The organism is Clostridium sp. FP2 (assembly GCF_011065955.2).
Taxonomy (GTDB): domain Bacteria; phylum Bacillota; class Clostridia; order Clostridiales; family Clostridiaceae; genus Clostridium_AD; species Clostridium_AD tagluense.
On record NZ_JAAMNI020000001.1, the window covers coordinates 4,800,958 to 4,822,896 of the forward strand.

At 32.3% G+C, this 21,939-nt stretch carries 22 protein-coding genes and 1 riboswitch; of the genes, 4 read left to right on the top strand and 18 right to left on the bottom strand.

The window, feature by feature from the left end; translation table 11 throughout:
* Nucleotides 1–1,123: 1,123 nt before the first annotated feature.
* The 7 genes from glmS to G9F71_RS22590 all read right to left on the bottom strand — a co-directional run bounded on the left by glmS (nucleotide 1,124) and on the right by G9F71_RS22590 (nucleotide 8,018).
* The gene (gene glmS / locus G9F71_RS22560) at nucleotides 1,124–2,950 is read right to left on the bottom strand and encodes a glutamine--fructose-6-phosphate transaminase (isomerizing) (RefSeq protein WP_164951521.1); all 1,827 of its coding nucleotides are present in this window, start codon (nucleotides 2,948–2,950) and stop codon (nucleotides 1,124–1,126) included.
* Between the two features lie 563 nt (nucleotides 2,951–3,513).
* Nucleotides 3,514–4,863, bottom strand: a complete 1,350-nt coding sequence (glmM, locus tag G9F71_RS22565) for a phosphoglucosamine mutase (RefSeq protein ID WP_164951520.1) — start codon at nucleotides 4,861–4,863, stop codon at nucleotides 3,514–3,516.
* A 459-nt stretch (nucleotides 4,864–5,322) separates the two neighbouring features.
* Nucleotides 5,323–5,577, bottom strand: a complete 255-nt coding sequence (locus G9F71_RS22570) for a hypothetical protein (protein ID WP_164951519.1) — start codon at nucleotides 5,575–5,577, stop codon at nucleotides 5,323–5,325.
* 23 nt (nucleotides 5,578–5,600) lie between these two features.
* The gene (locus tag G9F71_RS22575) at nucleotides 5,601–6,014 is read right to left on the bottom strand and encodes an SHOCT-like domain-containing protein (RefSeq protein ID WP_164946738.1); all 414 of its coding nucleotides are present in this window, start codon (nucleotides 6,012–6,014) and stop codon (nucleotides 5,601–5,603) included.
* Nucleotides 6,015–6,062: 48 nt separating this feature from the next.
* On the bottom strand, nucleotides 6,063–6,431 hold the full coding sequence (locus G9F71_RS22580; protein WP_125002996.1) for a DUF2089 domain-containing protein: 369 nt from the start codon (nucleotides 6,429–6,431) through the stop codon (nucleotides 6,063–6,065).
* 191 nt (nucleotides 6,432–6,622) lie between these two features.
* Nucleotides 6,623–7,357 carry a polymer-forming cytoskeletal protein gene (locus G9F71_RS22585; RefSeq protein WP_164951518.1) on the bottom strand — a complete coding sequence of 245 codons (735 nt, stop codon included), beginning with the start codon at nucleotides 7,355–7,357 and terminating at the stop codon, nucleotides 6,623–6,625.
* Between the two features lie 40 nt (nucleotides 7,358–7,397).
* The gene (locus G9F71_RS22590; protein WP_125002992.1) at nucleotides 7,398–8,018 is read right to left on the bottom strand and encodes a YhbD family protein; all 621 of its coding nucleotides are present in this window, start codon (nucleotides 8,016–8,018) and stop codon (nucleotides 7,398–7,400) included.
* Nucleotides 8,019–8,229: 211 nt separating this feature from the next.
* Here G9F71_RS22590 and G9F71_RS22595 point away from each other — a divergent pair, with 211 nt between their 5' ends.
* Both G9F71_RS22595 and G9F71_RS22600 read left to right on the top strand, forming a co-directional pair.
* Entirely contained in the window at nucleotides 8,230–8,556 is a 327-nt protein-coding gene (locus G9F71_RS22595; RefSeq protein ID WP_411956142.1) for a PadR family transcriptional regulator, read from the top strand.
* Entirely contained in the window at nucleotides 8,556–9,095 is a 540-nt protein-coding gene (locus G9F71_RS22600; RefSeq protein ID WP_164951516.1) for a DUF2812 domain-containing protein, read from the top strand. The genes G9F71_RS22595 and G9F71_RS22600 overlap by 1 nt, the downstream gene beginning before the upstream one ends.
* A gap of 316 nt (nucleotides 9,096–9,411) precedes the next feature.
* Here G9F71_RS22600 and G9F71_RS22605 read toward each other — a convergent pair whose 3' ends face one another.
* From G9F71_RS22605 to cdaA, 11 genes are all read right to left on the bottom strand, one after another.
* Nucleotides 9,412–9,942 carry a 2-oxoacid:acceptor oxidoreductase family protein gene (locus G9F71_RS22605; protein WP_125002990.1) on the bottom strand — a complete coding sequence of 177 codons (531 nt, stop codon included), beginning with the start codon at nucleotides 9,940–9,942 and terminating at the stop codon, nucleotides 9,412–9,414.
* A gap of 1 nt (nucleotide 9,943) precedes the next feature.
* Complete coding sequence (locus G9F71_RS22610; protein WP_125002988.1) at nucleotides 9,944–10,693, bottom strand: thiamine pyrophosphate-dependent enzyme; 750 nt, start codon at nucleotides 10,691–10,693, stop codon at nucleotides 9,944–9,946.
* A complete protein-coding gene (locus G9F71_RS22615) occupies nucleotides 10,693–11,763 on the bottom strand; it encodes a 3-methyl-2-oxobutanoate dehydrogenase subunit VorB (RefSeq protein ID WP_125002986.1) in 1,071 nt (356 codons plus the stop codon). Before G9F71_RS22615 ends, G9F71_RS22610 begins: the two co-directional genes overlap by 1 nt.
* Before the next feature lie 20 nt (nucleotides 11,764–11,783).
* Nucleotides 11,784–11,993, bottom strand: a complete 210-nt coding sequence (locus G9F71_RS22620; protein ID WP_164951515.1) for a 4Fe-4S dicluster domain-containing protein — start codon at nucleotides 11,991–11,993, stop codon at nucleotides 11,784–11,786.
* 113 nt (nucleotides 11,994–12,106) lie between these two features.
* Nucleotides 12,107–12,769 (bottom strand): MinD/ParA family protein, encoded by a 663-nt coding sequence (locus G9F71_RS22625; protein WP_164951514.1) that lies wholly within the window; start codon nucleotides 12,767–12,769, stop codon nucleotides 12,107–12,109.
* A gap of 137 nt (nucleotides 12,770–12,906) precedes the next feature.
* Nucleotides 12,907–13,977, bottom strand: coding sequence for a butyrate kinase (buk, locus tag G9F71_RS22630; protein WP_164951513.1), 1,071 nt, complete (start codon nucleotides 13,975–13,977; stop codon nucleotides 12,907–12,909).
* Nucleotides 13,978–14,035: 58 nt separating this feature from the next.
* Nucleotides 14,036–14,959, bottom strand: a complete 924-nt coding sequence (gene ptb / locus G9F71_RS22635; protein WP_164951512.1) for a phosphate butyryltransferase — start codon at nucleotides 14,957–14,959, stop codon at nucleotides 14,036–14,038.
* A 20-nt stretch (nucleotides 14,960–14,979) separates the two neighbouring features.
* Nucleotides 14,980–16,065: a butyrate kinase gene (gene buk, locus G9F71_RS22640; RefSeq protein ID WP_164951511.1), complete on the bottom strand. Its 1,086-nt coding sequence runs from the start codon at nucleotides 16,063–16,065 to the stop codon at nucleotides 14,980–14,982.
* A 131-nt stretch (nucleotides 16,066–16,196) separates the two neighbouring features.
* Nucleotides 16,197–17,795 (bottom strand): NAD(P)/FAD-dependent oxidoreductase, encoded by a 1,599-nt coding sequence (locus tag G9F71_RS22645; RefSeq protein ID WP_125002974.1) that lies wholly within the window; start codon nucleotides 17,793–17,795, stop codon nucleotides 16,197–16,199.
* On the bottom strand, nucleotides 17,785–19,062 hold the full coding sequence (locus G9F71_RS22650) for a YbbR-like domain-containing protein (RefSeq protein ID WP_164951510.1): 1,278 nt from the start codon (nucleotides 19,060–19,062) through the stop codon (nucleotides 17,785–17,787). Before G9F71_RS22650 ends, G9F71_RS22645 begins: the two co-directional genes overlap by 11 nt.
* On the bottom strand, nucleotides 19,032–19,880 hold the full coding sequence (gene cdaA, locus G9F71_RS22655) for a diadenylate cyclase CdaA (protein WP_164951509.1): 849 nt from the start codon (nucleotides 19,878–19,880) through the stop codon (nucleotides 19,032–19,034). Before cdaA ends, G9F71_RS22650 begins: the two co-directional genes overlap by 31 nt.
* A gap of 262 nt (nucleotides 19,881–20,142) precedes the next feature.
* On the opposite strand from cdaA, the gene G9F71_RS22660 reads away from it, so the two are divergent.
* Both G9F71_RS22660 and G9F71_RS22665 read left to right on the top strand, forming a co-directional pair.
* Nucleotides 20,143–21,168 (top strand): hypothetical protein, encoded by a 1,026-nt coding sequence (locus G9F71_RS22660; protein WP_164951508.1) that lies wholly within the window; start codon nucleotides 20,143–20,145, stop codon nucleotides 21,166–21,168.
* 30 nt (nucleotides 21,169–21,198) lie between these two features.
* A riboswitch (cyclic di-AMP (ydaO/yuaA leader) is annotated at nucleotides 21,199–21,322 on the top strand.
* A gap of 1 nt (nucleotide 21,323) precedes the next feature.
* Nucleotides 21,324–21,878: a cell wall hydrolase gene (locus G9F71_RS22665; RefSeq protein WP_164951507.1), complete on the top strand. Its 555-nt coding sequence runs from the start codon at nucleotides 21,324–21,326 to the stop codon at nucleotides 21,876–21,878.
* Nucleotides 21,879–21,939: the final 61 nt, after the last annotated feature.

The window sequence follows — 21,939 nt, forward strand, 5'->3', positions numbered from 1 at the left end:
CTTCTTATTTTGAAACCCTAAAATTTACGAGCCGTACTTTCGGGTACTCGTCAGTCTTAAGACATTCTAAGCATGACTGTTTTTTAGCTTCCAGCGTACTTATTATCATCACAGATAACATTTTCCGCAACTTCACCGAGCTTCGCACATCAAACATGATATTGTTTGAGCACGTCGGAGTATTAGAAATTTTGTAACCCCTCACACGGGGTCAGGCAGGTACTTCCCCTACCGATTCAAATGACGAGTTCTACTTGCTTTTATCTTTCACTAGTAGTCCGATTTTATTATATATTTCTATATAGATTGTTCGGAAACAAGGCGCACACTTCCCATTTTAGACATACTGAGAATATGTAATTTTACTTCCTATAATACCATTATTCTACAAATATGCTTAATATCCTTCAAAACATAGAAGTTTCAATGTTTTTAAATTAATTCACTATAAAATAAAATGACCTAAACATAATTAGGGGATTAAAGTGTTTATAATTTACGACAACAGTAGTTATAACTCACACTGGTCTGACTTTTGATATGATTCTTTTATTAAAGACACGAGTTTTTTATCACTGATACGATATTTTAGTATTGTATCAGTTGTATCAGTGTATAATTTATAAATTTTAGTGACTCTTTATGCTATATTGTTAGTTCCCAACTATTTTGCTTAGATTACAACAATAATGTCCAGTATACAATTATTTTGTTTAGTATCCGTCTATTTTGTCTATCAACATATACTTTATCAAAAAATCCTTTGTACATTAAATAACTATGTTTTAAATTTTTTTTAAATACTATAAAAAAAACCAGGAATTTCTAATCATTTATAGATTAAAAATTTCTGATTTTTAATATAGCTATTTTTTTGCGAGTTTTCTGTATATACTATTAATTATTATTAATAAATATTATATATTAACTATATTGGTTACATTATTAATTTTAACTCACCAATCTTGTACATCACATTCTGTAAAATATAGTATACTACAACAAATCATTTCGATACAACTTTGTTATAAATGGTGCAACTTTATTATAAGCGGTGCGACTTTGTTATAAACGGTGCAACTTTGTTATAAAGCTACAACTACACTTGCCACGTGGATGGTACCTATTCCACCGTTACTGATTTTGCCAAATTTCTTGGTTTATCAACATCGCAACCCTTTTGAATTGCCATGTAATAAGACAATAATTGTAGTGGAATTACTGAAATTACTGGTGCTAATATATCCATTACTTTTGGTATATAAGTTACAGAGAAAACTGATTTTTCAATTTCAGTGTGACCAACAGGTGCGAAAGCAAATACTTTTGCTCCTCTAGTAGTTATTTCTTTTATATTGCTTACAGTCTTGTCAAATACCGCTTCTTGAGTAGCTAGTGCTATAACTATAGTCCCTTCTTCCATAAGTGCTATTGGACCATGTTTTAGCTCTCCTGCTGCATAGGCATCTGAATGAATATAAGATATTTCTTTAAGCTTTAATGAACCTTCCATTGCAACTGCATAGTCAAGTCCACGTCCTATGAAGAACATATCTTTATGCATATAAGTTTTTGCTGTGAATTTTTGCACAGTTTCTTTATTTTTCAAAACCTCTTCTGCCTTTTCTGGAAGTTCCATCATAGCTATTTTAATTTCTTCTATTTCTTCATTGCTTAATGTTTCTTTATTCTGAGCAAAGAATAATGCTATTATATACATTGCTATAAGTTGAGTTACATAAGCTTTAGTAGATGCAACTGCTATTTCTGGTCCTGCCCAAGTATATAGTACATCGTCTGCTTCTCTTGAAGCTGCACTACCTACAACATTTGTTACAGCTATTACTCTTGCACCTTTTGACTTTGCAAGCCTTAAAGCTGACATGGTGTCTGCAGTTTCTCCTGATTGGCTTATAACTATCATTAATGTGTTTTTATCCATTATTGGATCTCTATATTTAAACTCGGAAGCTATATCTAGTTCTACTGGTATTCTTGCAAGTTTTTCTATAACATATTTACCTACAACTCCTGCATGATATGCAGTTCCGCAAGCTACTATATATATTTTATTTAAATTTTTAATTTGCTCCTTAGTTATATTTATATCATCTAATGTAATTGGTTCTCCTAGAACTATTCTTGAAGTCATAGTGTCTCTGATTGCCTTTGGCTGTTCATGGATTTCTTTTAGCATAAAGTGCTCATATCCACCTTTTTCAGCAGCTTCTGCATCCCAAGTTACATGGAAAATTTCTTTGTTTATAGTTTCGCCCTCTGCGTCAAGAAGTTTTATTCCGTCACTGGAAATCACAACAAATTCTTTGTCTTCTAATAAATATACCTCTCTTGTATGATTTAATACTGCTGGTATATCTGAAGCTACATAAAATTCATCTTTGCCAAGTCCTACTATTAATGGACTATCTTTTCTTACTGCTACTAATTTATCTGGTTCATCGCTTGTTATTACTGCTATGGCATAACTACCTTCCATTTTAGTAATAGCCTTCATTACCGCATCAACTATATCTCCATTATAATAAAAATCTATAAGGTGTGGTATTACTTCTGAATCAGTTTCAGATGTAAATTTATATCCTTTTGACATTAACCATTCTCTTAAATGAATATAATTCTCTATAATTCCATTATGAACTACACTAATAGTCTCTTTTTCATTAGTATGTGGGTGAGAATTTTCATCTGATGGTTTACCATGAGTAGCCCATCTAGTGTGCCCTATACCCACGTTGCCTATAAGCGGCTCTTCTAATAATTGAGCTTCTAAATTTGCAAGTCTTCCTTTGCATTTAGTTACTTTTAAGTGTCCCTCATTTATAATTGCAATTCCTGCTGAATCATATCCTCTATATTCTAATTTACTAAGACCTTCTACCAATATTGGTGAAGCCTGTTTACTTCCAAAATATCCAACTATTCCGCACATATTCATCTTCCTCTCAAATTTAAAATTTTGCACAATTCATCATCTAAAGATGATGCCGATCACCCAAAGGCAATACTTAACTAAGCATACTTATCATCATTGTTTTTTGATAATTATTTTAAATATAGTATTCGCAGTTATGGTACATATAATTTTCTTATGCTTAATAACTGAAAATCTACACTCACAATAATCCAATGAAATATGCTAGTTCATACATATTTATAAAGGTTTTAACACCAGATTGATGTTGTCACGAAAATCACTTTTCGCTTTTATCAATCATTAACGGTAGTGCGCTACCGCGGGGCATCCGCCGAAGATTCGATACTCCCCATCCTCGTCAACTCATAGTGCATCATAATTACTGATACTCTTTATGAGTCCTGGCGCTTTAAAATCATAAAATTCTTCTATCCTCCTTTCGCAAACATTAAAAAAACTGAAATCTTATGGGCCTTATCCATAAGGTTTCAGTCTATTATATTCATTTTATACCCTAAACGTCAATGCTTTTAACAATAAATTCATTGAATTGTAACTTTATTCTTGCTAGATTATATCTATCTATTTGCTTTTTCCTCTATTAATTTTGCAAGAGCATGTGCCATTTCATTTAATTCACTTTGCACTTTACCTTCCAGCATAACTCTCACTAGAGGTTCTGTACCTGAAGGTCTAATAAGGACTCTTCCACAACCATTTAATTTTTCTTCAATTTTTTTGATTTCTTCAATTATTTCACTATCAGTTTCATGAATGTTCTTTTTATCGTTAGGTACTGTTGCATTAACTAATACTTGTGGAAGCTCTGTCATCATTGCTGCAAGCTCTGATAATGGTTTGCCTGTTTCTTTAATTACAGTAGCTAATTGAATTCCTGATACAAGTCCATCCCCTGTAGTATTAAAATCAAGGAAAATTAAATGACCTGATTGCTCTCCCCCTAAGCTATAACCTTTTTCTTTCATTTTTTCAAGCACATATCTATCGCCTACTATAGTTTTCACTGTAGTTATATTTTCCTGATTCATTGCAATATCAAGTCCCAAATTACTCATAACTGTTACTACTACTGTATCTTTAGTTAATTTTCCTGTGTCTTTTAGGTGCTTGGCACAAATAGCAATCATAAAATCACCATTTATAAAGTTTCCTTTTTCATCCACTGCTAAACATCTATCTGCATCACCATCAAAAGCGAGTCCTAAATCACAATGATTCTCTTTAACAAAAGCCATTAAGTGCTCAATATGAGTAGATCCACAGTCTTTATTTATATTTATGCCATCTGGATCATTATTAATAACTAAAACCTCTGCTCCAAGTTCTCTTGCAGCTCTTACTGAAGTAATATAAGATGCGCCATTAGCACAATCTAATGCTATTTTAAGTCCTTTTAAATCTCCTGAAATAGTGGATTTAGCAAATTCTATATAATCCTCTACACCACTGCACTTAACTGTCTTCTTGCCTAAATCACCTGCTATAGGCGATGGCACTCCTTTAAAATCATTTTCTATAACTGCTTGTATTGTGTCCTCTAATTCATCGGACAATTTGAATCCTTTGCTATCGAAAAATTTTATTCCATTGTATTCTACTGGATTGTGAGAAGCTGAGATAACAACGCCTGCATCTGCTCCATATTTTCTAGTTAAATATGCTACTGCTGGCGTAGGAACCACCCCAAGGCATATAGCTTCAGCTCCTACAGATAAAATTCCTGCAACTAAAGCTGATTCTAACATATCTCCTGAAACTCTTGTATCCATTCCTACTATAATTTTAGGCTTATGTGCTCCATCTGTTAGTACAAATGCTCCCGATCTTCCTAAATTATATGCAAGCTGACTTGTTAATTCTGTATTTGCTATACCTCGTACTCCATCTGTTCCGAATATTCTACTCATATTTTTCTACCTCTTTCTCAATATATTATAGGTTTATTACAAGGGCATACTAAACAAAATAGCTATTAAGTATGTTAGTACTTTGTTTCTGAATCCTATATTCGTCTTCTTTTTATCCGCATTAATATAATTTCATAATTTACTGAATGTTACTGACTAAATAGATATACCATAATAATTATGCACACTTTATATAAAATGTTCTCTGTTTTATTTTACCATTTATTTGCACATATAGTAAAACTCTTATATATAAATACATACACTCTGATTATAATCTAGTTTGTATTATACTACAATAATAAGTACTTGTAAAAAAGTCCTAAATTTTTGAAATCTCTTCATTTAAAAAAAATAACCCAACTGGGTTATTTTTTTAGCTAAATTATTAATAAAAAAATAGTTCATTTCAATTTATATAAGAATTTACAATTATAAAACGTCCCCACTTCAAGAACTCTAAATTCGTATTTGTACTTCCGTGCCATCATTAGCTTTTATATCTACTAAGTTTAGTCCTTTATAATCACTTAATGAAATAATTAAATTCCTCATTTCATTCCAGTCTATTAGTTCTAAATACTTAGCATGCTTTTCATTCATGTGTTTTCTTACAATTCTCTCTATGGGAAGTCTTGTAACCAGTCTTATTGCCCACATTGGAACTGGAATTCTTAGTTTCCTACCTTCCTCTATTTTAATATAAATCCTCATGTAACACCTCAAAAATTATAGATTTACTCTATGACAATCTCAACTGTATCTCCATCTCCAGTTTTTATGTCTACAATCTTTCCACCTATACCACCATCTATGGCTTCTAATATAGTTTGAGTCATTGCATCCATTTCTATGTCGTCCATGCCATTTACATTTATATTTGGAATTCTTCCAAAGGTTTTTATCATGCCACTTACAAATTTAAGTGGCAAGTTAATGTTCACAATATCGTTATCGTTAGATCTTACTTTTATTCTCAGCATTTTAACTTTAAATCTACTATTACTGTGGCTATTATCCGGTTGAGGCTTATCTAAAGTAATAAATTCTTTACTTTCTCCCTTTAGAGCTTCTATCAGTTGCATAGCTTTTTCAGAATCAATTTTACCTTCTTCAACCATTTTCAATATTCTTGACATTTCTTCATTCATTAAATATCCTCCTTTTTTATAGCTTAAATTTCCCAATTCAGAGCTTATTTACTTACCATTTAGCATAATTAATGCTTCATCAGCAGTGATTTCACCTTTTTCTAACATATCTATTACATCTTTTTTATCAACAGAGGGTTTTTGTTTTGTAACAGTATATCCAAGTGAAGTAATAACCTCGTCTAGCTTTGCCCGAACTGTTGGGTATGATATGCCAAGTTCCTTTTCCACGTCCTTAATGTTTCCCCTGGATTTTAAAAATACTTCAATGAAATACAACTGCTCACTATTCAAATAATCGAATTTCGACAATTCAAAATAATTTTCAACTACAGTGCCACATTCGTCACATTTAAGTCTAGTTACTTTTAATTTAGAACTACAAACTGGACATTTACACAATATTTTATAAGTCACTTTTACCACCCACTTCCTTTATATTCATTATATTACCATTAATTAAAATAATCAATATATAAATTGATTATTTTAATATTTTTTCAATATATATTTATTATATTAATTTATATATTGATAATATTAATATAAATATATGAGTTTTATTGGATTTTATGATTAAATCACATTCTTTTAATCTAAAAAGTGGCTTATATATGCTTTTGTTCTCCAACTATTGAGTCACTTGAAATCATAATCTCCCCACTATATTCTACAAGCCCAATATTACAACCTTCACCTATGGTGATATGATTTCCTCTTACTATTTTTGCATTGGTATTTTGGAGGTATATCTCATCCCCTTCAATTAAAGTAGTAGTTAACTCCCCTTTAGAATTAAACATTTTGTCAATTACTTTTTTAAAGAAGGAATTATCTATCGGACTAACTCTTACTTCAATATGCTCTCCACCAATTTCTTGTACATTACAATTGCCACCAATTCTTATATTTATTTGTCCAGCATTTAATAAGCCTTGTATTTTAAAACAACCACTAGCCTTAAAACATTCTGCTTCACAATTTTTTTCTATATTAGCTGACCCCGCTATAGTAACTTCTTCTGCGTGCAAGTTTCCTTGTATATGAGTAGACCCATTAATTTTTATACTTTGACTTTTAACATTGCCTATGACATGTGATGAACCACTTATCTTCATTTCTTCTACTTCTACATTACCTTCAATTCTCGTAGATCCACTGATTTTTATAGTGCCTGCTTTTAAATCCCCTAAGACTTTTGATGAACCACTAGTTTTAAAGTCTACACATTCCAAATTTCCGTTTATTTTTCCTGATCCACTTATACTTACTTCATTATATTTTCCACCACCAACTGTACCCGATCCTGATATCTTTATATCGTTAGTATTAGTCTTTTCCATATTTGTCCTCCTCATATTTCTTTAAAATATATAATAATTATTAAATCTTGATTTTCAATTCTTGAATGCACTGTGAAATATTAAGCCTTAATACAATTTTCGCACCCTTTTCTATATAAAGCTCATTAGGAAGAGTAATTAAAAAACATAGCGCCATGCCAAATTTCCTTAAAAAAACTATCTCGCAATTTTTTCCTTCTAATGATTTATAATTTTCTTCTAAAGTCACTATTATAAGCTTACCTTCCTCCAGTGATACATTTCCAGATAGCAAGCTCTTTTCTAATAATGAGATATATAATATCCTCTCAAAAGAAAAAATTTTTATTTCTCCATATGTTTTTTTATGCAATATTAGTGTATGCTCCGAAACAATGTTCTTTTCTAATAGTTCTTCCTCACTTAAAAATACTTCCCCAAATTTAGGAGAAAACATCTGTGCTAGGCTATCCAAGGATACGTCATCCTTCATATCTTTAATTTTTTCTATTCTATCTAATATCCTTTCTCTAGGAAAATAAGTTTCTTGACCAGTGTAGCTAGATTTCTTTATAAACCAATCTTCTGGTATAAGATTTTTTCTTTTCCACCTATACAGCTGACCATAGGAAACCTTAGTGATTTCTAGTAATTCTTTTTTTGATATTAAATCTTCCTCCATATTATCCTCCTAGTATACTCCTAAATTATATGACAACTATTAACATTTATCTACTTATATTTATAGTGTAACATAACATTGTTACGTTGTAAATGGCAACCTCTAAAAATGTTAAGTTTTCTGATAACTAAATAATCTAATTATTTATTCTCTTGACAACTATATCGGCCAACGTTATAATATATTGCAAGACGATATAACGGAGGTGGATATAGTGTCAAATAACGAAAACATCGCATTGACAGAAGCGGTATATTATATTCTTTTGTCCCTGTATGAGCCGTTACACGGATATGGAGTTATGCAAAAGGTTGAAGGAATAAGTTCAGGAAGGGTAAAACTTGCTGCAGGTACCCTTTACGGTGCAATTAGTACATTGCTTGAAAAAGGTTGGATTTGTGCGCTACCTGGCGAAGCAAATAGCAGAAAAAAAGAATATGAAATAAACGATATAGGAAAGAATGCCATCAATAATGAGATTAGCAGATTGCGAGAGCTTTTATCAAACGGAGAACAAATAGTTGGAGGTGCTTTATAATGCAACATACGATGCATAAAATGTTTTTTGCCTGGGATTTTGAAAAAGAAGAAAAATGGCTGAACAACATGTCAGACAAGGGTATGCAGCTTATAGGTGTCGGTTTCTGTAAATATATTTTTGAAGAAGGCACCTCTGGTGAATACAGCTATCGAATAGAATTGCTAAAACACTTCCCTACACATCACGAAAGTGCATCATATATTCGTTTTCTTGAGGAAACTGGTGTCCAGCATATCGGTTCATATTCGCGGTGGGTGTATTTAAGAAAGAAGTCTAATGAGGGTAAATTTGATTTGTTTAGTGATATAGATTCCCTTATCAACCATTTGAAACGAATACTTACTCTCTTATTATGTTTACTTCCTCTCGAAATTAGTTCGCTGGTATTGAATACCTCCAGTGCTATAATGGGGTCACCCGTCAACTTGGTTTGTGCTTTCCTGCTCACTTTAATTTTAGTTCTTCTTTCCATTGGCATTTTCAAACTATGTAAAAAAATACGGAAATTTAAGAAAGAACGCATCATGCGTGAATAGTGTGAAATGAGCATAAAAAATATATATTACGTAAACTTTATCTTAGAAAGCTTAATAATTTACAACTAATTTTAATGAAACAATGCATTAAAAAAAGTGCATGCTTGATCGAGTCTGCGCTTTCTAGCATATTTGAATCCTACAAAAAAAGCTACTGATTTATAAGTAGCTTTTTCTCTATATCTAAGATTTCTTTGATGTCCAAATGTTTCAACGCGCATAAAAAAGTATATATTACGTAAACTTCATGTTAGCAAGCTTTAGAATTCCTTAGCACAGCGAACTGAAGTTGTAGTAATATATACTTTTTTGTTTGTTATTTAATATATGAAGCTCCTATTTCTAGTGCTTTTTTGTTTATTTCGAAGAATTTCTCTTTACCATGAGCCTTTAAAGCTCCTATTATTGCTTCCATAGATACTATTCCTGTTCTCTTTACTAACGCTCCTAGAAGCACCATGTTAGCAATTTGCTTGCTTCCAATGTTTAAAGCTTCTGTTTGAGCTGGAACGCATATTACTTCTAAATCTTTTCTTATTGGCATTCTATCTACAAGGTCAGAATCCATTATTAATAGTCCACCTTTAACTAAAGTATCTTCAAACTTGTCAAGGGAAGGTCTATTCATAACTATAAGTGTGTTTGGATCGTTAATTATTGGTGAACCAACTAACTCATCAGAAAGTATAACAGAACAGTTAGCAGTACCTCCACGCATTTCTGGTCCATAAGATGGCAACCATGAAACGTTCATATCAGCATCCATTCCTGCATATGCTAAAAATTTTCCCATTGAAAGTGTACCTTGACCACCAAATCCTGCAAATATAATTTCTTGTGCTGCCATATTATTTAACCTCCTCAGTTATGTCTTTTTTAACTCCTAGAGTATAAAAAGGCATCATATTATCTCTAAGCCATTGCATTGACTCATCAGGTGATTTTCCCCAATTAGTTGGGCATGTTGATAATACTTCTACTAGTGAGAACCCTTTTCCATCAATTGCATTTTGGAAAGCTTTCTTTATAGCTTTTTTAGTTTTAGTAACATTAGGTACGCTATCCGCTGATACTCTTTCTACATAACAGGCGCCGCCTAAAGTTGATATAAGTTCTGCTACTCTAATTGGATGTCCTTGCAATTTTACATCTCTTCCGTATGGTGAAGTTTCTGTTACTTGACCTGGAAGAGTAGTTGGAGCCATTTGTCCACCTGTCATACCGTAAATACAGTTATTTACGAATATAGTAACCATGTTTTCACCTCTTGTAGCAGCATGTACTATTTCAGCCATACCTATTGCTGCAAGATCTCCATCTCCCTGATACGTAAATACTACTGCATCTGGGTTAGATCTTTTAATTCCTGTAGCAACTGCTGGTGCTCTTCCATGTGCTGCTTCAAACATATCACAGGCAAAGTAGTCATATGCTAAAACAGAACATCCAACTGGAGCTACTCCTATAGTTTTATCTATTACGTCTAATTCCTCAAGAACTTCTCCTACTAATCTATGAATTAGTCCATGAGTACATCCTGGACAGTAATGAGTAGGAACGTCTAATAATGCTTTAGTTGGTTCAAATACGATTGCCATTATTTTGCACCCCCTACTATTTCTCTAACTTTATCTAATATATCGTCTGGATGAGGAACCATTCCACCTGTTCTTCCGTAGAAGTGTACTGGTTTTCTTCCTTCAACTGAAAGTCTAACATCTTCAACCATTTGTCCACAACTCATTTCTACTGATATATATCCATGTTTTGTGCTATTTATACTTTTCTCAAATGCTTCTAGTGGGAAAGGCCAAAGTGTAATTGGTCTTATTAATCCTAATTTTATGCCTTCTTTTTCTGCCATTTTAATAACATTTTTGCATATTCTTGATGTTGTTCCGTATGCAACCATTATTAAATCACTTTCACCATCACAATTGTACATTTCATATCTTGTTTCATTTTTTGTTATTTCTTTAAATTTTTCTTGCAATTTTAAGTTATGTTGTTCTAAAATCTCTGATTTTAAATAAAGAGAATTTATTACATTATGTTTTTTTCTTCCCTTTAAACCACAGGCTGCCCAAGTTTTTTCTGGTAATACTTTCGCTTCTCTCTCTTTAAATTCTACGGGTTCCATCATTTGTCCTAGCATACCGTCTCCCATAACCATTACAGGAGTTCTATACATATCTGCAGTATCAAATGCATCTTGAACTAAGTCAACCATTTCTTGTATTGATGCTGGTGCATATACAGGCATATTGAAATCACCATGTGCTCCACCTTTAGTTGCTTGAAAATAATCTGATTGAGCTGGTTGAATACTACCAAGGCCTGGACCACCTCTAACTATATTTACAATAACACATGGAAGCTCTGCTCCTGCTATGTAAGATATTCCTTCTGCTTTTAAACTTATTCCTGGTGAACTTGAAGATGTCATACATCTTATTCCTGTACCAGCTGCTCCATAAATCATGTTTATAGCTGCAATTTCACTCTCTGCTTGCAAGAAAACCCTATCAATTTTAGGCATCTTTCTTGATAAATATGCAGATATCTCTGTTTGAGGTGTTATTGGATATCCAAAGAAACATTTACAATTTGCTCTTATAGCTGCTTCTCCAATAGCCTCATTACCTTTCATTAACACTTTTTCTCCCATAAGTTCCATCCTCCTATTCTTTACTTTTCAACTGTTATTACGCAGTCAGGGCACATTTTTCCGCAAGATGCACATCCAATACATTCTTTCATCTTTTCTTCTGTAACTGTAGCTGGATGGTATCCTTTTATGTTCAGTCTATCTGAAAAATTTATAATTTTCTTAGGACATGCAGTTATACAAAGTCCACAACCTTTACATCTATCTTCTCTAAAACTTACTCTTGGCATGTTTAAACCTCCTCAAAATGCGAATTTATAAAATTTAAACGTTTACTATTTGATTTTACCCCTTGAATTACAAACTGTCAATATTGTTAATTTTTTAATTAATCCCTTTCTATCTATCTCCAAGGTGGTAACATATGTATATCTATACCAAATATATCACCTTGCAATTTTCCTGTCATTTTTTGAACTAAATCATTTCTACAAACAGTATAGGCATGAGGTATATTTAATTCTTTGGATAGCTTAGCTACTACTTTGTCTCCATCTATTATATGTTGCTCTTCAGTTTCATAAGACAAATTAGTATTGGATATTAAATGAGTTATCATGAGCCTTGATGCTGTTTCTATTGCTTTAAAGTATTCCTTTATATCTCTAACATCTGATGTAAATGGTCTATTTGTGTTTATAACAAAGAACATATCATAAGGCTCTTCCACAAAAAATCTATTGTACTGACCAAGAGCTATGGAGCCTGAGTCATCCCCACCTACATCTATTACCACTTCGTAGCTTTTGTCATTAAATATAGCTATTATCTCTGCTGGGACTACCATGAGTTCTGCATTAACCAGTTCTGGATTAGATGCTATTACTCTTATTCCATACCCCTCTAATTCTTTTCTCACATCTCGTACACAAAAATAAGGATTTACTATATCCAAGTCAGCTATTACAACTTTTTTTCCCTCTTTTGCAAGATTTATCGCATAATTTATTGCTATTTCTGTCTTCCCACTACCAAAATGGCCTGTAAATACTCTTATTCTACTCATTATATCACTGACTTCCTTCCGAATTTCAATAAAATACATTGTTTTGATATTAAATAAATTTTCAAAACAACTTACCACATTTAAAAAAATAGTTATTTATTTGTTATTTATTCAATGTGTCTTATTGTTATAGTCTATTATTTATACTCTTTTGCCTTTTCTTCGCCATTTAATACTCTAAGACCGCCTTCAGCTAGTGCTAATAATTCATCTTCACCTGGATAAACTACAACGTTTGTTATAAATTCTACTCTTTCTTTTATATAATTTACCATAGGCTTACCGTAAGCTATTCCACCTGTTAAAATTATAGCATCCACTTTTCCGGATAAAACTGCTGCGCATTTTCCAATTTCCTTGGCTACTTGATATCCCATAGCTTCAAATATTAATTTGTATTTTTCATCGCCTGCCTCTGCCCTATCTATTACTTCTTTAGCATCGTTTGTATTAAGATAAGCAACAAAGCCACCTTTTCCATTTATCTTTTTCTTTATATCCTCTAATGTGTATTCTCCACTAAAGCACATTTTAGCTAAATCGCCTATTGGTAATCCTCCAGATCTTTCTGGTGAAAATGGACCTTCTCCATCTAGTGCATTATTCACATCAATTACTCTTCCATTCTTGTGGGCTCCTACTGAAACTCCACCACCCATGTGTGCTACTATTAAACTAATTTCTTCATATTTTTTCCCATTTTCTTTTGCATATCTTTTAGCTACTGCTTTTTGATTTAGTGCATGAAAAATACTTTTTCTTTCTATTTCTGGCATACCTGATATTCTAGCCACATCAATCATTTCATCAACCACTACTGGATCAACTATAAATGCTGGTATATCTAAAAATTTCCCGATTTCACTTGCAATTATTCCACCTAAATTTGAAGCATGCTGACCCTGCACTCCGATTTTCAAATCATTAAGCATAGCATCGTTTACAGCATAAGTTCCACCTTCGATAGATTTTAGAAGTCCACCTCTGCCTATTATAGCGTCTAGCGTATTTATATCAAAGTTCTTTTCTTTAAGTACATTTAATATAACATCTTTTCTAAAATTAAACTGTTCATATATACCTTCAAATTTACCTATTTCTTCTGAGGAATGTCTTAAGGTTTCTACTAGAACCTCATTTTCATCTTCATATACACCTATCTTAGTAGATGTTGAACCTGGATTAATCATTAATAATTTATGTGTCATATTTTTCCTCCTCTGTATTGTAAAAGATTAGTTCTTATACTTTTGCAGCTTTGCCTTGTTATTTTTTTTGAGATGCCTTATTAAATTCTGCAACTAGTGCTGCAAGTGCTATAGAATTTAATTTTGTTTCAGGAGTATCTGCTCTAGAAGTTAATATAACTGGGGCAGAAGTACCTACTAGTAATCCACCATTTTTAGCTTCAGTGGTGTAAGTTAAACATTTGTACATAGCATTTCCCGCTTCAATATTAGCCATTAAAAGAATATCCGCTTTACCTGCTACTGGGCCTCCTAGATTTTTATGTTTTGCAGCTTCTTCTGATAATGCATTATCCAGGCCTAGTGGTCCATCAATAATACACCCTTTTATCTGGCCTCTTTCATTCATTTTTGAAAGCATTGCTGCATCAAGTGTTGCTGGCATACTAGCGTTTACTACTTCTACTGCACAAACTGCTGCAACTTTAGGAAGCTCAACACCACAAGCTTTTGCTACTTGCACTGAATTGTTTATTATATCTATTTTTTCTTTTAATTCTGGATACATATTGAAGGCAGCATCTGTTAAAAATATTAATCTATCATAGCCTGGTATCTCAAATACTGCTACATGTGACATTTGCCTTCCAGTTCTAAGACCTACTTCTTTATTTAATACAGCTCTTAAGAATGTTGCTGTATCTACTAGGCCCTTCATAAGCATATCAGCTCTTCCTGATGATACAAGTTGAACTGCAGCTAATGATGCTTTTTTATCGTTCTTCTCATCTATAATTTCAAACTCTTCTATATTCATACCTATTTTACTTGCAATAGAAATTATTTTTTCACTATCTCCTATTAGTATTGCATTTGCTATACCATTTTTCTTAGCGTCACAAATTGCTTCAAGAACTGGCGCATCTTGAGCTACAGCTACTGCTACCGTTTTCATTCCTTGTGTTTTTGCGGTATTTAATACCTCGTTAAAAGTTTTAATCATTAGATTACACTCCTTTTATTCTATTTTGTTTGTTCTTCGTATATTTTAGCTTTTTCTTCGATCTTTAATATCCTTAGAGTTCCCTGTGCCAGTGCTAACATTTCATCTTCCCCTGGTACTAGTTCAACCTTGGCTATAAAACTCACCATGTCACTTATCCAAGTAGTAAGTTTCTTGTTATAGGCTAATCCTCCTGTAAGGATTATAGCATCAATTTTCCCAGAAACTACTGTCGCCATGGCTCCTATTTCTTTAGCAATTTGATATGCCATAGCTTTAAAAATAAGTTCTGCATTTTTATCTCCATCATCAATCATTTTATCAACAATTCTTCCGTCGTTGGTATTTAAATAAGCTACGAGCCCCCCTTCACCGGTTAATTTTTTCTTTAACTGGGGTAGAGTATATTCTCCACTGAAAGCCAGTTTTGCTAAATCTCCTACTGGAAGTCCTCCAGTTCGTTCTGGTGAGAAAGGTCCTTCTTCATTGGCATTGTTTACATCTAAAATTCTTCCGTTTTTAACTGGAGACACAGAAATTCCTCCACCTATGTGTGCAACAACATAAGTGCTATCTTCAAAATTTTTATGTAATTTAGTGCAAACTCTTCTTGTTACTGCTTTTATATTTAAGGCATGAACTAGTGAACGTCTTGGTATTTCTGGAAGTCCTGATATTCTTGCCACGTCCAATATCTCATCTACGGCTACAGGGTCTACTATAAATGCCGGGATATTAATTTTTCTTGCAATTTCAAAGGCTATTACTCCACCTAGGTTAGACGCGTGTTCTGCTTGATACCCTATTTTAAGATCCTCTAACATCTTCGGTGTAATTTCATATGTGCCACCTGGCATTGGTCTTAATAATCCACCTCTACCAACTACTGCAATTAAGTCTTCAAGGGCTATGCCTTCTTGCTCTAGCCACTGTAGAATTAAAGCAGTCCTCATGTCCTTTTGGTCATAAATTTTTTCAAATTTCTTAATTTCATCAAAGCTATGGGTCAAATTAGATGTAATTACACAATCTTCATCTTTGAATATTGATAATTTAGTTGATGTTGAACCAGGATTTATTACTAAAATATATCCTTTGCTTTTCATTAGAATAACTCCCCCCTATTTCCCTATGTAATAATAGCAACTAATTATTACTAGTTATGTCCACATATGTTTCTGTTGCTACTTTCATTTTAACAAATTACATAGATGAAATTCAAGGGTTAAAAAAAATATTATATTTGCTTCCATTCTTTCATTATATTTTCTGCCACTTTTAATCCGTCTACTGCAGCAGAAATTATTCCACCTGCATAGCCTGCACCTTCTCCTGCTGGATATAGGCCTTCTAGGGATATGCTTTGGAGATTGTCATTTCTATCAATTCTTACGGGTGCTGAGGTTCTTGTTTCAATACCAGTCATAATTGCATCTTCCCTTGCAAAACCATTGATTTTATATTCAAATTTAGGCAAAGCCTCTTTTATAGAGTCTGTTACATAATTTGGCAAACACTTAGTAAGATCAGCAAATTTATATCCAGGTGTATAACTTGGTTTTACACCACCTATTACACTGCTAACTTTATCTTTAAGGAAGTCTCCAACTAATTGTACTGGGGCATTAAAGTTTGATCCTCCTAACGTATAAGCTAAAGCTTCATAATGCCTCTGGAACTCTATACCAGAAAGTGGATTGTCACCTTGGAAGTCCTTAGGCCCTACAGATACTACTATAGCTGAATTTGCATTGGCCTTATCTCTCTTATATTTACTCATTCCGTTTATAACCAAGTGACCCTGCTCAGATGCCGCTGCTACTACTTCTCCACCTGGGCACATACAAAAACTATATACTGCTCTTCCAGATTTTTCACTGTTATAAGTAAGCTTGTAATCTGCAGCTTGTAATCTTTCATGACTAGCATATTTACCATATTGATTTTCATTAATCATACCTTGTGGATGCTCTATTCTAACCCCCACTGCAAATGGTTTGCTAGACATAAATACCCCTTTTTCATATAACATTTCATAGGTATCTCGAGAACTATGTCCTGGTGCTAAAATTAAGCTATCGCAGGGTATCTCTTCTCCATTCACTATTATACTTTTAATTTTTTTATCTTTAATTATTATATCTTCAAGTTTACTATTAAATCTTACTTCTCCACCAAGACTTATAATGCTTTCTCTAATATTTTTAACAACTGATTTTAGTATATCTGTACCTATGTGAGGCTTACCCATATATAATATTTCCTCTGGCGCACCAGCTTTCACAAATTCTTCTAGTATATAATCACACCTAGTGTCCTTTATTCTTGTGGTTAACTTTCCATCTGAAAATGTCCCTGCTCCGCCTTCACCAAATTGCACATTGGATTCTGCATTAAGCACAGCTCTTGTCCAAAACTTAACTATACTATTTGTCCTGCGCTCTACGCTTTCTCCTCTTTCTATAATCAGTGGTTTATATCCTTTTTGAGCCATAAGAAGACCAGCAAACATTCCAGCTGGTCCCATTCCCACAATTATTGGTCTATGGTTCATCTTTTTAGTTCCAAATTCAAACTCAGAATCATACTTAACTGGCTCAAGTATAACATCTTTATCATTTGCTTTGGCAACGATTTTTATTTCATTATCCATTTCAATAATGGCAGCATAATTAAATTTAATATTATTTTTTTTCCTTGCATCTATGGATTCTTTAGCTATTTTAAAAACTTTTATTTCACTTTGGTCAATTCTCATTTTTTTTGCTGCTTTTATTTTTACATCCTCTATATTTTCATCTATGTCTAAAACTATGTTATTTACTTTAATTGCCATTAGTAGTAGTTCCCCCCGTTTGTTTTTTTGTAATAGTTACTAGTATTTTATCTGGAACCACTGATATTGAATTTACACCTTCAGGTAATGTCACTAATACTTTTACAGTGTGCTCACCTTCTACTAAACTAACTAAGTCCACTGTAGCTGTGATTTTTTTTACATCTAGTGAATTTATAATTGCTTCAGTTCCTGAAATAACTATTGCGACTTTATCTTTTTCTAACTTTGCATCATACTTTTCATCTAAATTACTATATTTAATATCTAAACTTAAACTTTTTTCCACTACTTTATCCGGGATTTTTTCTACCACTTTATTTACACTAATTTCAACCTTAACTACATTTTCAGCACTGCCACTACCACTGACTAAACTTACTCCACCAGGAATTACTACCTTTGCATCTATTGTAGTACTCTCACTTATTTTACTTAAATCAATAGCTTCCGTGCTTAAGTTTTCTAGTTGGCTAAGGCCCTCTATACTTCCTGTCACATCAAATCGTTCCGGTAGTACTTTTATACTTCCTAAAGTAAATTTAGGGTCTAAACTCCCTGTAGTTTTTACTTTCACTCCTACAGATTTAGTCCTTTTTAAAGGAACCTTAACATCCATATGAGATGGAGTTACCGTAACTTCTTTTATTTCTTTTCCCGCTGCATCTACCGGTTTAAGTTTATAGCTTTTTATAACATCGGATTCCTTACCTTGTATATCTATTTCTATTATTATCTCTTTTACTATATTTACAAGCTTTGACCCGCCTGTTACCATAGCATTGTTTTGTGATAGTTTTGCTGCAGATGCATAATAGCCTTCCTTGGGCTTTCCAGTTATATTTACACTTATAGGCTTTTTAACCTCAGTAAGTTCATCTAAATTTATGGTTATAAAAAGCCCCTCACCATTGGTCACATTTATATTATTAGGACTTTTCCTTATTTCAATAGGAATTTTTTGTTCTCCTCTTTTAAGTGCATATGCACCTAAATCTGCCACTACCGTGAAATCTTCTGCTTTTGTATTTAAAAGCATACCAGTATTTGCGCCTTTAATATTTAAGGATGTGGTTAAATCTTGCCCTGGTACTAAAATCAGATTTGAATGGGTTAGTATATCCGTGTTTAGAAGCTGCACAGGTATACTTTTAATTTTAATAGCATTCACTGGATTTTCTGTACTTGTTATAAAAAGCCATAGCGCAAAAGCAGCTATTACACAGCATATTTTAATTATATATTGTTGTTTTCCGACTTTATCCATGACCTTATTTTCTCCTTTAAAGTTATTTTTTTACTTTGCCTGTTCTTTATTATTTGAACAAGTATTTTCTTAAGCTTATCTCGGTCATAGTTCCTTACCAATCTCCCATTCACAGCCAGTGATATAGTTCCCGTTTCTTCTGATACTATTATTGTTAGAGCATCTGAAGTTTCAGTTATTCCTATAGCTGCTCTGTGCCGCGTTCCTAATTTCTTGCTTATTTTATCATTATTTGTTAAAGGCAGAAAACAACCTGCCGCTATTATTCTACCATTTCTAATTATTGTAGCTCCATCATGAAGTGGAGTATTAACTACAAATATATTTTCTAGTAAAGCGCCAGATATTAAAGCGTCTATGGCGGTTCCTGTTTTTATTATTTCTCCAATACCGGTCTTTTGCTCTATTACTATTAGTGCTCCTGTTTTACTTTTTGATAAGCTTTCAACAGCATTAACAATTTCAGTTATAACTATTTCCATAGTCTCTTCATTTTCAAATATGTGTTTGTCCGTAAAAGCTGTCCTTCCCAGGTGCTCTAATGCTCTTCTTATTTCTGGTTGAAAGATTATAACAATAGTCAAAACACCGATTGTTATGGTTTTGTTTAAAATCCAATTTAATACTGTAAGATTAAGCAACTGACTTATGGGAATAAGTAGAAAAATAAGCACTATCCCTTTTAATAACTGCTCAGCTCTTGTTTCTTTCATTAGCATATAAGTTTTATAGAATATATAGGCCACCACTAATATATCCAAAACTGAAAAGAAACTTATATTTTTAATTGTGCTTAACATTAACTTAAGTACATCCATAAAGCCACACCCCCTTAATAAAACTCTTATTTATAATTATACACCATGCTATGGCTTATTAATATAAATTATAAGTTAATTTTATTATAATAAATAGATTTATGTTCAGTGGTTATTCTATTAATTTATGTATTATCAAATGATAAAGGCTACAATTCTACAATTTATCCTAAAAGGATGTAATTGTATAATTTTTCTAGAATAATTTAACTCTATTATGATAATATAATAATATAATACAAAAATAAGGGAGTGAGTTTATTTGAGTGAAAAAAAAGATATTGCAGATGCTAATAAAAAAAGGAAAACATTTAAAATTATACTTTTTCTATCTATCATAATGACCTCCACAGGAATTTTCTTTGCCAGCTACTATTCATCTTTAAATAAAGTATATGCCTCCTATGAAACCACTATAACAAAAAATATTAAGGGTATTAACGAAGTTAATAAAAATATAGAACAACTTTTTAATACTAACGGAACAATAGATGTTGAATATGCAAAAAAGCAATTACCTAGTAGTATTAATGATTTAACTAAATTAAAGGATAATTTAACAAATTCTAAACCAACCTCAAAATATAAAAAAGATCATGAAAATCTAAAACTAGGTTTAGATAATAACTTATCAATTTATAGGCAAGCACTAGCAATTTTAAACGATCCCTCTGGTTCTTCTGCAAATGAATTTGGTACCACTCTTAAAACTTATAGAAATGACTGCATGAATTTTTACTCATTAATAGATATTTATAATGTTAAAATAGCCCTTCCAAAAACTTCATTAACCTTCATTGATGATGTACTTAACGACAGTTATATGGCAATAAGAATGCAAGTAGAAGAAGATATTAAATCTAATCAAACTAAGGAGTTCATTAGTAAAATTGATACCATATCCAAAAGTTTTTTAGATATTAAAATCAATTATTACTCTTATGTGCTAAAGGTAAGAAAAAATAATATGTCCTATGATGATCTCTTGTTACTAATAGGTGATAATCTTGTAAAATTAAGCAATGTGCAAACTACTTTTAAAAGTTTATCTATACCTACCTCTACTGCTGCTACTTATGAATCCTTCAAACCCCTATTAGGTATGTATGAAAATTATTTAAAGGATTTTAAACTTGCACTTACAAATGAAAAAATTCAAGCCCTAAGTGCTGCTGTAGATTCATCAACATCAGAGTCTTTATATACCTCTTCTAATTTAAAATTTGCTGAGTTAGAAAATTACTATAGTGTATTTATTAAAACCTTTATTGAACTAAAAAATAAATAAAATTAATGTATTATATTTATTATCCTGGGCACACTATTATTGCCTAAGTAAAAAAAACACGGAGGAACCAAGCATTTGGGGTGAATCACAATTTGTGTAGGTTAAACCTTTTCCGAACCCGTCAGCTAACTCCGTAGGCAAAAGGAGAGGATAATATGAAAAAATTTGCTTTTTTAGTTTGTATTTTAACATTATTCACACTATTACCTAATTTAAACGCAAAGGGAGAATATTTATATTCACAAGGTTCAGAAATCAAAGATTTATATAATGAGAAAATAGAAGCACTAGCCGTGTTTAATGGATCCAATGACTCCATTTATATTACTGATAAAGATATTTATTTAATGTCTCAAGTTGTATATGCCGAGAGTTGTGGTGAACCTGCTAGTGGCAAACTTGCAGTAGCCTCCGTTATATTAAATCGTACTAGACATGCCGGTTTCCCAAAGTCTATTTCTGGTGTTATTAATCAAAAAAATGCCTTTTCTTGTGTTAAAAGCGGAAAGGTAGTTCACCAAGGCAAACCAGATGTCATTCCAGATTCCGCTAGTTACACAGCTGTATTAGATGCATTAAAAGGTAAAGATCCTACAGACAAGGCTGTTTTCTTTTATAATCCTGAAATATCAACTTCTCAATGGATGAAGGATATAAAAAAGGCCAATATAAAAACTATAGGAAACCATGTATTTTTTGTAGTTAAATAAAAAAAACTGTAGTTATACACTACAGTCCAGGCAGCTAACCCCAATTAGTTTTAACTAAAGT

Bases quoted from the DNA above. Each gene is read 5' to 3' on its own strand.
- buk (WP_164951513.1), bottom strand. From the start codon at position 13,977: ATGACACATAAATTATTAATGATTAATCCAGGTTCAACATCTACTAAG.
- cdaA (WP_164951509.1), bottom strand. From the start codon at position 19,880: ATGGATGTACTTAAGTTAATGTTAAGCACAATTAAAAATATAAGTTTC.
- G9F71_RS22620 (WP_164951515.1), bottom strand. From the start codon at position 11,993: ATGCCAAGAGTAAGTTTTAGAGAAGATAGATGTAAAGGTTGTGGACTT.
- buk (WP_164951511.1), bottom strand. From the start codon at position 16,065: ATGAAAAGCAAAGGATATATTTTAGTAATAAATCCTGGTTCAACATCA.
- glmM (WP_164951520.1), bottom strand. From the start codon at position 4,863: ATGAGTAGAATATTCGGAACAGATGGAGTACGAGGTATAGCAAATACA.
- G9F71_RS22570 (WP_164951519.1), bottom strand. From the start codon at position 5,577: ATGAGGATTTATATTAAAATAGAGGAAGGTAGGAAACTAAGAATTCCA.
- G9F71_RS22650 (WP_164951510.1), bottom strand. From the start codon at position 19,062: ATGGATAAAGTCGGAAAACAACAATATATAATTAAAATATGCTGTGTA.
- G9F71_RS22600 (WP_164951516.1), top strand. From the start codon at position 8,556: ATGCAACATACGATGCATAAAATGTTTTTTGCCTGGGATTTTGAAAAA.
- G9F71_RS22610 (WP_125002988.1), bottom strand. From the start codon at position 10,693: ATGGCAATCGTATTTGAACCAACTAAAGCATTATTAGACGTTCCTACT.
- G9F71_RS22575 (WP_164946738.1), bottom strand. From the start codon at position 6,014: ATGAATGAAGAAATGTCAAGAATATTGAAAATGGTTGAAGAAGGTAAA.
- G9F71_RS22665 (WP_164951507.1), top strand. From the start codon at position 21,324: ATGAAAAAATTTGCTTTTTTAGTTTGTATTTTAACATTATTCACACTA.
- G9F71_RS22615 (WP_125002986.1), bottom strand. From the start codon at position 11,763: ATGGGAGAAAAAGTGTTAATGAAAGGTAATGAGGCTATTGGAGAAGCA.
- ptb (WP_164951512.1), bottom strand. From the start codon at position 14,959: ATGATTAAAACTTTTAACGAGGTATTAAATACCGCAAAAACACAAGGA.
- glmS (WP_164951521.1), bottom strand. From the start codon at position 2,950: ATGTGCGGAATAGTTGGATATTTTGGAAGTAAACAGGCTTCACCAATA.
- G9F71_RS22645 (WP_125002974.1), bottom strand. From the start codon at position 17,795: ATGGCAATTAAAGTAAATAACATAGTTTTAGACATAGATGAAAATATA.
- G9F71_RS22590 (WP_125002992.1), bottom strand. From the start codon at position 8,018: ATGGAGGAAGATTTAATATCAAAAAAAGAATTACTAGAAATCACTAAG.
- G9F71_RS22625 (WP_164951514.1), bottom strand. From the start codon at position 12,769: ATGAGTAGAATAAGAGTATTTACAGGCCATTTTGGTAGTGGGAAGACA.
- G9F71_RS22585 (WP_164951518.1), bottom strand. From the start codon at position 7,357: ATGGAAAAGACTAATACTAACGATATAAAGATATCAGGATCGGGTACA.
- G9F71_RS22605 (WP_125002990.1), bottom strand. From the start codon at position 9,942: ATGGCAGCACAAGAAATTATATTTGCAGGATTTGGTGGTCAAGGTACA.